A 12,154-nucleotide genomic window follows, 5' to 3' on the forward strand; every position below is an offset into this window, starting at 1 on the left:
TAGTCAAAAGCAAGTTTATGATCGATAGTCTGTAGTGGTAATTGCTGTACGCGGCTTTTTATCGTTGGCAGAAGCTTTGCTGGCATGTCGCTGATCAAAATAAGATGTACCTGAGATTGCGGCTCCTCTAATGTTTTGAGTAGCGCGTTTGCCGCTGCAATGGTCATCTGCTCGGCATGATCTAAGATACAAATACGCATACCCTGCCCGCCTTGATAAATAAAAGGTTGCAGCGCACGAATATCATCAACTTTTATTTTTAGCGCCGAAGCACTCACCGCTTTAGCAGACTTTGTGCTTTTAGGTTTGCTCTCTTGCTGATTATGCTCGGCGCTCACTGGCAGGCTTATTAAGGGTAACACCTGTAGGCTTGGATGGGTGCCAGATCTAAGCCATTGACAGCTCTCGCACTGACCACAGGCCCCTAACGGATGATTGTGTTTCTCGTAACAAAGCAGCCAAGCGACCAGACGCCAGACAAAGGCGCGCTTGCCCATACCTGACATGCCGGCAGCTAATAGTGCATGCGGTAGCTGACCTGATGACACCGATACTCGCTGGGTCAGCTGCGTCCACAACTCATGTTGCCAAGAGAGTAGCGGCGCAAAGTAAATGGCGTCTGTCGCTTTTGTTATGTCCGTCATATTTACTATGTTATCCCAGTGCCCAGTTGTCCTACAGCTTAAAGTACTGTCTGAACCATACATCCACTTTTTTAATACTTAGGCTATTTTATACCTTATTAGGCTATTTTAGCAGTTATAGCCTAGTGCTTTGAAATTCGTCTAAACTCATCGCATTTAATCGATCGAGATCCTCTTGAGTATCTACCCCTGCTGGTAGTTGAATCCTCGCGGCGGCAATAGCGATATGACCACCATTCTCCATAATGCGTAGCTGCTCTAAACTCTCAAGTCGCTCAAGTGGCGTTTGCGGCCAGCTTATAAACTGCTGTAGTAATTTGACGCGGTACGCATACAGACCTAAGTGGCGACTGGCCGCTTTGGGTATTGATACATTTGGACAGCTACTCTCACCTGTCAAACTACTCTGTGCTAACGCCATATCACGATCATATGGAATGGGCGCGCGGCTAAAATAAAGCGCACGCTGCTGATCGCCGTGAGCATGATTAACCACCTTGACTACAGAGGAGCGCATAAAGGTATCATAGTCCTCGATAGGCTCATACAAAGTCGCCATAACGCTATCGCTATCTGCTACCAGCAAATCTTTGACTTGCTCTAGGAGTAGCGGCGGCACTAGCGGCTCATCACCTTGCATATTGATGACGATATCACGATCCGCCCAGCCTTTTATTTGCGCAACCTCAGCTAAACGATCTGTACCTGATGCGTGCTCACGGCTGGTCATAACCACCTCAAACCCAGCATCCTTGCATACTGCCGCAATACGCTCATCATCGGTTGCGATACACATATCATCAGCAAAATGAGCAGCCTTTGCTTTTTGCGCGACCCACAGTATCATAGGCATCCCGTGTATCATAAGTAGCGGCTTACCTGGCAAGCGCGTACTCTTAAACCGTGCTGGAATGACAATATGCGTTTTGGCGGCTGGCAAGTTAGTCGTCATACGTGACTCCTATGATATGGCTTATTGATTGAAGGTGTTTGGGACAGTTATATTTAAAGCCTGTAGCTGGCGATGCAGCATTTGATAACAACTATCAGATAAGACAGCGCTTACAGGCAATACCCATAATCTATCGACAAGCGCTTGCTGCTGGGTACTTAAAACTTGCTCTTGCATCAGTAACGATCTTATCTTTACCGCATCTTTACTAGTGACAATGATAGGATGATCTTGATACTCAAGTAGCTCGACAAGACTAAAATCATAGTGATCAGGATAAGGGTGTTCAATAACCTCAAACCCAAGTGTCTTTAACGTCTCAAAAAAGCGTTTGGGATAACCGATACCGCTGACGCCGTGGACGGGCTGGCCAGCTTGAGGAGTAGCGCTCAATCTTCTACTATTGGACGGCCATAAACGCTGCAACTTAGCAGGCTGCAAACTCATGGTCAGTGATGAAGGCTTGTCTAGAGATGATACCTCACTAGGCTTTTGATGATGGATCACGCATGTATCCTGCAAGCGCGACATCGGCTCACGCAAAAACCCTGTTGGGAGCAATTGCTGATTACCAAAGCCGCGACTGTCATCAACCACTATCCACTCAATATCACGCTGCAATGCATAATGTTGCAAACCGTCATCAGCGATTATTAGCTGTGTATCGGGGTGCGCCGCTAGTAATGTCTCAATCGCTTGCTGGCGATTGGGGCATACCGCCATAGCAACCTGCGTGACGCCAACGATTAAACAAGGCTCGTCACCGACTAGGCTTGGATTGCTATCTGCTTTAACTAGTGCTGGCATTTGGCTACTATCACCGCCATAACCTCGGCTGATGACCCCAACTTTTATATCCTGATTCTGTAAACACTTAACCAAAGCAATAATCAAAGGCGTTTTACCACTACCGCCTACGGTGATATTACCGATAACCATAACAGGAATAGGCGCACGAAAACTCTTAAATATACTTAGTTTGTATGCTTGGCGGCGCAGTAGCATAAGCAGGCCGTACAACCAACTAAGTGGCAATAGTAACCAAAGCCAAGCCGCTTGGCGCTGCCAAGCCTCTGTCATTGTTTTCTCAAGGCTCATTTGAGACTATGCTCGGTGTCATTATCGTAAGTATTGCCATGGTATTTACTTTAGTATTAACCTTATTCAAAAACATTATTTACAGTCATGCTATTCAAAGTCACGCTCATACATCTGTGCGTAGTATCCTTGCTTATCCATAAGCTCACTATGAGTACCTAACTCGACGATCTGACCTTGATCCATCACCGCGATACGATCGGCAGATTCAATGGTCGTAAGCCTATGCGCAATCACTAATGTCGTACGGTTTTTCATGACATTATCGAGCGCCTGTTGAATATAGTACTCAGACTCATTGTCGAGCGCGCTGGTGGCTTCATCTAATATCAGTATCGGCGCGTTTTTTAGTAGCGCGCGTGCAATAGATAAGCGCTGACGCTGACCGCCAGAGAGCTGCAATCCTTCAGCGCCAATCTCGCTTTGATATCCCTTTGGCATCGCGGTGATAAAGTCATGAGCAAAGGCATCTCTCGCGGCTTGTTCGACCTCAGCTTGCGTCTTATCAGCCAGACTACCATAAGCAATGTTATTAAATATTGTGGTATTAAAGAGCACGACTTGCTGATTGACAATAGCGATTTGCGCGCGCAGACTCTCAAGCGTAATGTCTTCGATTGCCATGCCATCCATAGTGATTTGACCTGAGGATGTGTTCAAAGTGCGCGTGAGTAAGTTGACCAGTGAGGACTTGCCAGCGCCGCTACGCCCAACCAAAGCGACCGTCTCACCTGATTTGATATCTAAACTAAAATCACTCAGCGCTACCGTTGAATCAGGATAGACCAAACCTACCTGATCTAAATGGATATTCCCTGATAATTTTGGGCCAAGTGTACCTGTATCTGCCTCTTCTGGCTCATCAAGTAGCGCAAATATCGACTCACCTGCAGCGATACCTTTTTGCAGTTTTTGATTAACGTCTGTCAAAGAGCGCACAGGCTTGCTTAGCAAACCTGCAGCGGCGATATATGAGATAAACTGACCCGCCGAAAAACCACTGATAACTTCAGGACGTAGCGCCAGCCACACCACTACTGCCATCGCCATCGCCATCAAAAGCTGCACCGCAGGCGTATTGATGCTGTTGGTGACAACGATTTTCATACCTTGGCGTAGGTTTTTTAGTGAGGTGGCATCAAAACGCTTTGACTCGTAGCTTTGACCGCCATAGTTTTTGACCACATGATAGCCGCTGATGACTTCGTTTGTGATATGACTGACCTCGCCCATGGTCTGCTGAATGCTCTTTGATAACTTTAGATAACGCTTCGAGGCGATTCGAATCAGCAATAAAATAGGTGGTAATACCAAAAATAGGATTAAAGTCAGACGCCAATTGCTATAAAGCAAAAAGCCCATCAAGGCGATAACAGTCAAGCCATCACGCAATAGAGTCTTAAGCGAGTCGGTACTGGCAGCGGTCACTTGTTCGACATCAAAGATGAGTTTGGAGGAGATCGTACCCGCTGGATTGGCTAAATAAAACGCGCTTGGCAGACGCAGCAATTTATTAAATACCTCTACGCGTAGCTTATAAACCAAGTTTCGCGATACCAAAGCAGTAAAATAATTACCCAAAAAACTGCCTATACCGCGCACTAAGAATAATAAAACAATCAGTAATGGAAACAAGTTTTGTTTGGAGCGATCGCTCTGATTGATAGCATCTGTAATATACTGCAAAAGTTTAGCGACCCAGATCTCTGTCCCTGCATTGATAGCAAAGCCCAAAACAGTGAGCATAAGTGCCCACCAATAAGGTTTTAGGTACCTAAGTAAGCGTAGTAGCGTCTTATGTTTGGGTACACTATCAGGCTTGTTTGTCAACACTAAGCGCTGTTTGCTCAGTGTTTTTTTGCGACTAGGTTTAAAAGCTTGGCTCATAAAAGCCTCAGTTTTGATATAAAAATGCATTGCCCTTGTATGACAAGGCTGACGTGATTATAAAAATATAAACTATAAAGGTATAAAACGCTCATCATTGATAATAGCTAAAGTATACTCAGTCAATAAATCATTGCGGTATAGGCTGACCTTGCGGCACAACCGTACTGATATTTAAGTTTAAAAACCCAAGCTTACCTGCGATATCCATAACTCTGACTACAGATTGGTGGGTTGCATTGCCGTCAGCCGCTATCACAAACAACAGGTCACGGTTACTGCCAGCCTCTTGTTGCAGCATGCTTGTCAATTCAGCTTCACTGCTATTAGCTAGACTAATACCGTTGACTAAGTAACTGCCATCCTCTTGTACAGCCACCTCGATGCTCTGTTTTTGCTCTGCTTGCGCTACCCCTTGCGCTTCTGGTAGAACCAAATTTAGACGACTATAATGATTAAATGAGGTTGCAAGCAGTAAAAATACAATTAAGAACAGCAAGCAATCTATCATAGGCGTCAAGTTAATCTCAAGCGGCTCGACAGTAGGTTTTCTAAAGCGCATAGTGGTCTCTACATGGACTAAATTGCGTTGATCGTATTATTATCAGCGTGCAGCACTTTATTAATAGCCTGACTCATATTGACAGCCCTTTTAGTGAAGACTTTGTTTGATGAAGAATCTAACAACTGATAATCGTATAATTCCTGCACCATAAGGCCCGCTTGAGTTTCAAACTGCGCATTGATATCAATGATACGGCGCTGAAAATAACGATACGCCACTAGTGCTGGTATCGCGACGATCATGCCAGCCGCTGTAGTGATTAATGCTTGTGACACCCCAGCTGCGAGCAATGTCGGATCTTGCATGGCGTTATCTGTAATCGCTAAGAACGAGGAGATAATACCTAAAACTGTACCTAACAAGCCAAGCAGCGGCGCAATAGCGCCTATAGTACCGAGCATATTGATGTTTTTTTCTAATTGATGTATTTGCACGCTTGCACGGTTTTGCATATGCATGGTCATAGATTCAAGCCCGTACTGACGATAGAGCAAACCCGTTGCTAGGATATCACCTAGGGGCGTTTTTTCTTTGACATTTATCAGTTGCGCGCGCTTGATATCGCCATTATCGCGCAAACGGGTAATGAGCTGTTCGCGTAGCCAACTGGGAGCAATTTTGCCGACCTGTAAATTATAACTGCGCTCGATGATAATAATCAGTGCCACTATCGAACACGCTACTATAGGCGTCATTAGCCAACCGCCCGCCGTTACCAGCTCCCACATAACAACTCTCGTATCAGATAATTAGATAGTAATAACTATAATAGGCATCAAAAATCGAGTATTAAACCAGTGATGTTAGCCCGATTTAAGGTATAAAAAGCGCACGTTAGCGCTGCGCCTCTATATATTTGATGATAGCGGCAAGCTCATCTTGGTTGTGAAAGATAATCTCAACGCTACCTTGCCCGTCTTTTTTGTGTTTGAGTTTAACCTCAGCACCTAGTGCGTCGGTTAAGCGCTGGGTCAATCGCTCGGCATCATGAGCGGGTGCTGACTCGCTGCGATCAGCTTTAGGCGTAGGTTTGAGAATAGATTTGACCAGTTTTTCAGCTTCACGTACGGTCATATTACCGTCGATTATTTTTTGGGCGATGATAGGCTGCTGCTCTGATGACAGCGCAAGCAAGGTGCGCGCATGACCCATGTCAAGAGCACTATTAGCCAGATGGTCTTTGACCGCATCATGTAATTGATTGAGTCGCAGTAAGTTTGAGACTGTTGTTCTTGCCTTACCCACGACCTCGGCGATCATGGCATGACTCATACCAAACTCACTATGAAAGCGTTGCAAAGCGGCAGCTTGCTCAATGACAGATAGGTCTTCGCGCTGAATATTTTCAATCAAGGCTAAGGCAATAGCGAGCTCATCAGACAGCGCGCGCTCTATTGCTGGAATGACCGTTTTACCTGCCATTTTAGCCGCACGCCAGCGGCGTTCACCTGCGATGATTTCGTGCGTAACGATATCGTTGCTTTTGTTTTCTGTAGCAAGTAGCGGACGGATAACAATAGGTTGCATGATACCGTGCTGCTCAATTGAGGACGCAAGCTCGGTCAATGCCGTCTCACTCATATCACGGCGTGGCTGATACTTACCCGCTTGCAATAAGCTGACCTCTATTTGCACCAAGCTAATTTGGTCTTCAGCACCACCTTTATCTTTATAAGTCTTGTTGTTAGGACGCGGCGCTCGGCTACCTATATTGGCAGCAGCTTCTGGTTTTTTACTATCTAGCTCTACACTATTTACTAGCTCCAAACTATCTACTAGCTCTATGTTCTCTGACTTTATATTGGTGTCGGTATCCGCTTTAGACTTTTTATTGCTTTTAAGCTTAGACTGGGCCGGCGCTTGAGTACTTGAGGTAGCCTCTGGCAAAACGTCATCACGTACAACCGTATCATCTTGTAAGGCGCTGGCGGTGATTTGCTTTTCTTTTTTGATTGACCCAAGCAGGGCATCAAGGCCTCTATTGGCAGCCAATCCACGTTTCTTCGCCATGATTCCCAATTCCTCTAACACTAAAATAAAAGCTCGATTATAACCGATAATAAATGAAAGCGGCGTTTAATAACAGAAAAACGATGGCAATATTATTTACCAAGCATTCACTTAATCCAGCTTTTGGATGAATCAATCTCACAAAATATCGTTTTGATGATGTCAAAAACCATTGATGCTTGCGAGTAGATAAAAGTCGTGCTTTTATTTGCTTTGTTTGATGACTTCTGCTGCCAGCTTTTGATAAGCGCGCGAGCCCTTAGACCATCTCTCGTAGGCAATAACTGGCATACCGTGAGCAGGCGCTTCTGCTAATCGTACGTTTCTTGGAATATGAGTCTTGTACATGATATCGCCAAAATGCGCCTCAAGCTCAGCTGAGACATCGCGCGCCAAAGTGTTGCGCGCATCGAACAGCGTTCTGACCACGCCGCGGATATGTAGCTTTGGATTAAGCTCAGTCAAGCGCTCAATGGTTTGTGATAAGTCAGCCAAACCCTCTAACGCATAGTACTCGCACTGCATAGGGATGATGACACCATCTGTTGCGACTAAAGCGTTAATGGTCAACAGGTTCAGACTTGGCGCGCAGTCCATGACGACGTAATCATAAGGTTTGCTTTGAGTATTGGCTTGATGATCACTCAAAGCGCTCATTGCCGTTTTTAGCAGCTCATGACTATTGGTCTGTCCCATCAACGTGGTATCCATACCTGCAAGCTCGCGATTAGCACCGATGACATCGAACCCAGCAGGACTCGTCACCAAAGCGTCCTGCAACAAAACGCCATCGAGCAAAACATCCGTGATGCTCAGCGACAAGTCATTTTTGTCAAGTCCGGTGCCAGAGGTTGCATTACCTTGTGGGTCTAAATCAATCAAAAGAACCCGTTTGCGTTTAGCAGCAAGGCTTGCCGCCAAATTCACCGCTGTGGTGGTTTTGCCAACGCCGCCTTTTTGATTGGCAATTGCTATGATTTCCATAAACTCACTCAGTATTATTAATATAGGTCTATATCTTAAAAACGTGTCATCTCAACTAAATGCCGACTGTCATGCAGTCTTGGGACATTTAGTTTTATAGTATTAATGTGCCATTCATTTTCTAATTCTTGTAGCTCTTCTTGAGTTGGCGCTTTGCCTTTCATCGCGCACAAGCGGCCTGTCGCCTTTAATTGTGGCTGCGCTGCACTGACAAAGTCATGTAAGCTGGCAAAAGCGCGTGAGGTCACCACATCGTACTCGCCGTCATGCGCCTCAATACGAGAAGCGATAGGCTGCACATTGCCAAGTCCAAGCTCGCTGCTGATTTGCTTAATAAAGCGTATTTTTTTTTGATTGCTATCTAAAGCTATGCACCGGCGCTCAGGCTGACAGATGGCGATAATCACCGCTGGCATACCCGCCCCAGTACCAATATCAAGCAGCGAGCCTGCTGGCAGATGCGGTATAATCGCTAAGCAATCGACAATGTGCTTAGTTAGCGCCTCTACAGGATCGGTAATAGCTGTCAGATTATAGGCTTTGTTCCATAATAATAGCTTATCTAAATATAGTAGCAAGGTGCGCTGATCTAAGGCGGATATGTCTAATGCTAACGCTTGTACTGATTCTGATAAAATGCCAGCAAGCTTAGGCAGTTGCGCGCCTATCTTGACGAAACCTGTACTATCAAGTCCAGAAAAACCTGTAGGATTACGCGCATTTATAGCGGGCTTGGCAGTAGCGTTTGAGGATGCTGGCATAAGACGATGGGTCCGATTTTGTCGTGTGAAACCCTCATTTTATCACGAGGGTTGCACATTGAATAGTTTGACATTGCGCTGATGTCCGTCATCTTATACTATCTTTGGGATTATTGATGTGTTATTCGTTTTTTAGTCTTATCATAAATGACATATACTGACCTCTCATACTCTATTTTATAAAATAATTTATATTGTTTTGCCGATATAGCTCATATTAAAAAGTCGTTACGCTAATAAGTAGTCGCTTAAAGAATCTGCTATGCTAGAACGTATTTGACGTTAGAGCCTAATGCTTTGTAACGCTTGCCTATTACCTACTATTATCTATTGGCTATGCCTGACAGATAAGCCTAAGACGAAACCTAAAACTTTATGACTCAAACCTTAAAAGACGACACATTAGCGCCTAGCGCTGAGCAATCAGGCGACGCGACTATCAAGCCTCACCCTATTTTTATCGACGTTAAAAAGCGCTGCCAGCTCAGCTCTGATCAGCTCAAACGCTATAGCAATCATAGAGTACTCCCCAAAGATACTCGCGCAGCGCCTCCTTTAGATATTGGCTTTGGGCAGCAGCGTGCATTAAAAGCCTTGCGTACGGCGCTAGATATTCAAGCGAGCGGCTATCATGTGTTTGCCGCAGGTGAGAATGGCTTAGGCAAACGTACGATTATCACCCGTTTGCTCGCGCGTAGTGCTGCTCGTGCGCCAACCCCTGATGACTGGGTCTATGTGTATAATTTTTCAGACCCACGCACTCCTATTGCTCTCACCTTACCCGCAGGTCAGGCACTTGTATTGCAAGAGCAAATCAGTACCCTTTGGCAACAGGCCAAAAAGCGTTTGAGTCAGCGCTTTTACAGTGATCAGTATCAAAGCCAGATTGAGGCGATCAAAAATGACGCGCACGCGCAAGAGAGCCAAGCCTATGATGCGCTTAATGCTGAGGGTAAACAGTATGACTTGGCGCTGACTTTTCGCCCCTCTGACAACAAAGCGATGTTTGTACATCCAAGTCAGTTGGCAACACAATCCTTAAATGATGCAAATGTTATAGACCCTCAACAAGATACCAGTATTGAGCTAGATACTAAAGAGTATGCGTCTACAAGTTCTGATAAACCAAAAACCCTTGATACATCAGCTGAGGATTACAACAATACACGGCGCAATTTTGCCCAAAAAAATCACATGCATAAGCGCTTAAGCCAATTAACGATTGCTCTTGAGCGCTTAGAAGATGATGCCAATGACGCCATAGAAGCCATGCACCGTGATATCGCAACACGCACGCTACAGCCCCTGTTTGCGCCTATTCAAAAGCAGTTTGAGGCGCTGCCAGCGGTAGGCTCATACCTGACGGCAATGCTCGCCGATATGGTCAACCATGTAGAGCGAATCGTAAACGCCGATGATGAGGAGTTTGTCGCCGCCCTCCTTGCGACAACGCCGAGTCGTTACGCCGTCAACGTTATGGTGACGCACGTGCCTAATAGCGGCGCGCCTGTGGTATTTGAGGATCTGCCGACGCATCTTAATCTATTAGGTCATGTCGAGCAAATCACTCAGTTAGGCACCGTTACAACTGATGTTAGTATGATTCGCGCCGGCGCCCTACACCGCGCCAACGGCGGCTACTTGCTGCTTGAAGCCAGCCACGTCCTTGAGCATCCTTATGCGTGGCAAGGACTCAAACGCGCATTGCAATCACGTAAAATCAAGCTCTCAAGCCTAGAGCAAATGCTGACCTTGACCGGTAGCTTGTCCTTAGCGCCCATGCCTGTAGATTTGAGTGTCAAGGTGATCTTGCTGGGTGAGGCCGATCTATATTACGAGCTATTAGAGTTAGAGCCTGAATTTGATGCGGTATTTAAAGTACGCGCCGACTTTCATGATGACGTAAAACGCACTCATGAGCATGAACTGGCTTTGGTTGCCAAGATGGCAGATATTATAGATTACGCAGGACTTTATCCGTTCGACAGTAGCGCGCAAGCGGCTTTACTTGAGCACTTGAGCCTGCAAGCTGAAGAGCAAGACCGTTTGAGTCTGCACAGTGATCGGCTAATCAAATTGCTTCATGAGTCTAATCGTCATGCGCGCCTTAGTAACGAAACCTTAGTCGATGCCACGCACGTCACCGAAGCGATAGCCGATATGGACGAGCGCTCAGGCTACTTACGCGATCTATACTGGGATGAGCTTAAAAACGGTCAGCAGCTTATCAAGACTCAAGGAGTAGCCGTTGGTCAAGTCAATGCCCTCACCGTCGTCAGCTACGCCGATAGTGAGTTTGGTATGCCTGCGCGCTTGACCGCAGTTATCCAGCCCAATATAGGTACTGGTGAGATTTTAGATATCGAGCGTGATGTTGATTTGGGCGGTAGTTTGCATGCTAAAGGCATGCTGATTATGACCAGCTATTTACGCGCGCTCTTTAGCCAGCACCATGCGCTAAACTTTAGTGCCTCCCTCGCCTTTGAGCAAAGCTACGCGCATATCGATGGCGATAGTGCGACCGTTAGCGAAGCTTGCGCGCTCCTATCTGCCCTAGCCGACGTGCCGATCGATCAAGCGCTTGCCATCACAGGTTCGATGAATCAGCTGGGCGAGGTGCAAGCGGTTGGTGGTATCAATGCCAAAATCGCAGGGTTTTTCGATGCCTGCCGCGAGCAAGCTCTAACCGGACAGCAAGGCGTCGTCATCCCTATGGCAAACGGTCAGCAGCTCATGCTACGTGATGATATCATTGAAGCGGTTGAAAATAAGCAGTTCTCAATTTACGGTGTTCATACGATCAACGAAGCCTTGACACTAATGACTGGCCTGCCTATCGACACCCTTAATAAAAAGAAGCGCTACCACAAAGACACCTTATTTGGCAAAGTCCTACGCCGCTTAATGCTCTGGGATGACAATCAAAACGATGACGTCGCCGATGATAGCGTATCAAAAAAAGAAGCTAAAAAGAGTAAAAAGAAGAAAAAACAAAAACGTCAAAAAAAAGAGCAGCAAGCCATACAAGAAGACGCTCAAAACGAAAAGCGGGTTAAAGATTTAAGTGATAAGGAACAAGAGTAAGCACCGCTGTACCACCTAGTCAATAAAGATAAACCAGCAAAGCTACGCAAGCAAAGCTATGCAATCATGTCTAGACGCTCTCACTCTTTTCTGCGATGATAAATAAACGAGCACTACTGTTTTTTATAAGCGCATGACACTTGCAAACTGCCAGCGACTTAATAACTTA

9 protein-coding genes and 1 pseudogene are annotated in these 12,154 nt (G+C 45.9%); 1 reads left to right on the forward strand and 9 read right to left on the reverse strand.

Annotation, left to right across the window (positions count from 1 at the left end):
- The 9 genes and pseudogenes from ACTXGO_RS05080 to rsmG form a co-directional block, all read right to left on the reverse strand.
- A pseudogene (locus tag ACTXGO_RS05080) lies at positions 1 to 644 on the reverse strand (DNA polymerase III subunit delta'); the annotation flags it as partial.
- Positions 645 to 759: 115 nt separating this feature from the next.
- Entirely contained in the window at positions 760 to 1,596 is an 837-nt protein-coding gene (gene kdsB / locus ACTXGO_RS05085; RefSeq protein ID WP_443541767.1) for a 3-deoxy-manno-octulosonate cytidylyltransferase, read from the reverse strand.
- A gap of 21 nt (positions 1,597 to 1,617) precedes the next feature.
- Positions 1,618 to 2,694, reverse strand: a complete 1,077-nt coding sequence (gene lpxK / locus ACTXGO_RS05090) for a tetraacyldisaccharide 4'-kinase (RefSeq protein ID WP_443541769.1) — start codon at positions 2,692 to 2,694, stop codon at positions 1,618 to 1,620.
- Positions 2,695 to 2,784: 90 nt separating this feature from the next.
- The gene (gene msbA, locus ACTXGO_RS05095) at positions 2,785 to 4,581 is read right to left on the reverse strand and encodes a lipid A export permease/ATP-binding protein MsbA (protein WP_443541771.1); all 1,797 of its coding nucleotides are present in this window, start codon (positions 4,579 to 4,581) and stop codon (positions 2,785 to 2,787) included.
- Positions 4,582 to 4,711: 130 nt separating this feature from the next.
- The gene (locus ACTXGO_RS05100) at positions 4,712 to 5,143 is read right to left on the reverse strand and encodes an ExbD/TolR family protein (RefSeq protein ID WP_317199009.1); all 432 of its coding nucleotides are present in this window, start codon (positions 5,141 to 5,143) and stop codon (positions 4,712 to 4,714) included.
- A gap of 17 nt (positions 5,144 to 5,160) precedes the next feature.
- Positions 5,161 to 5,874 (reverse strand): MotA/TolQ/ExbB proton channel family protein, encoded by a 714-nt coding sequence (locus ACTXGO_RS05105; protein ID WP_435949112.1) that lies wholly within the window; start codon positions 5,872 to 5,874, stop codon positions 5,161 to 5,163.
- A gap of 106 nt (positions 5,875 to 5,980) precedes the next feature.
- Positions 5,981 to 7,156, reverse strand: a complete 1,176-nt coding sequence (locus ACTXGO_RS05110; protein WP_317199011.1) for a ParB/RepB/Spo0J family partition protein — start codon at positions 7,154 to 7,156, stop codon at positions 5,981 to 5,983.
- A gap of 204 nt (positions 7,157 to 7,360) precedes the next feature.
- Positions 7,361 to 8,140, reverse strand: a complete 780-nt coding sequence (locus ACTXGO_RS05115) for a ParA family protein (RefSeq protein WP_443541774.1) — start codon at positions 8,138 to 8,140, stop codon at positions 7,361 to 7,363.
- 35 nt (positions 8,141 to 8,175) lie between these two features.
- Entirely contained in the window at positions 8,176 to 8,901 is a 726-nt protein-coding gene (gene rsmG / locus ACTXGO_RS05120) for a 16S rRNA (guanine(527)-N(7))-methyltransferase RsmG (RefSeq protein WP_443541777.1), read from the reverse strand.
- Between the two features lie 375 nt (positions 8,902 to 9,276).
- Between rsmG and ACTXGO_RS05125 the strand changes: the two genes are divergently transcribed.
- Entirely contained in the window at positions 9,277 to 11,985 is a 2,709-nt protein-coding gene (locus ACTXGO_RS05125; RefSeq protein ID WP_443541778.1) for an AAA family ATPase, read from the forward strand.
- The last annotated feature ends 169 nt before the right edge of the window (positions 11,986 to 12,154 follow it).

This window comes from Psychrobacter sp. T6-1, assembly GCF_052258445.1.

Coding starts and splice junctions, on each gene's coding strand:
- kdsB (WP_443541767.1), bottom strand. CDS start 1,596: ATGACGACTAACTTGCCAGCCGCCAAAACGCATATTGTCATTCCAGCA.
- lpxK (WP_443541769.1), bottom strand. CDS start 2,694: ATGAGCCTTGAGAAAACAATGACAGAGGCTTGGCAGCGCCAAGCGGCT.
- msbA (WP_443541771.1), bottom strand. CDS start 4,581: ATGAGCCAAGCTTTTAAACCTAGTCGCAAAAAAACACTGAGCAAACAG.
- ACTXGO_RS05100 (WP_317199009.1), bottom strand. CDS start 5,143: ATGCGCTTTAGAAAACCTACTGTCGAGCCGCTTGAGATTAACTTGACG.
- ACTXGO_RS05105 (WP_435949112.1), bottom strand. CDS start 5,874: ATGTGGGAGCTGGTAACGGCGGGCGGTTGGCTAATGACGCCTATAGTA.
- ACTXGO_RS05110 (WP_317199011.1), bottom strand. CDS start 7,156: ATGGCGAAGAAACGTGGATTGGCTGCCAATAGAGGCCTTGATGCCCTG.
- ACTXGO_RS05115 (WP_443541774.1), bottom strand. CDS start 8,140: ATGGAAATCATAGCAATTGCCAATCAAAAAGGCGGCGTTGGCAAAACC.
- rsmG (WP_443541777.1), bottom strand. CDS start 8,901: ATGCCAGCATCCTCAAACGCTACTGCCAAGCCCGCTATAAATGCGCGT.
- ACTXGO_RS05125 (WP_443541778.1), top strand. CDS start 9,277: ATGACTCAAACCTTAAAAGACGACACATTAGCGCCTAGCGCTGAGCAA.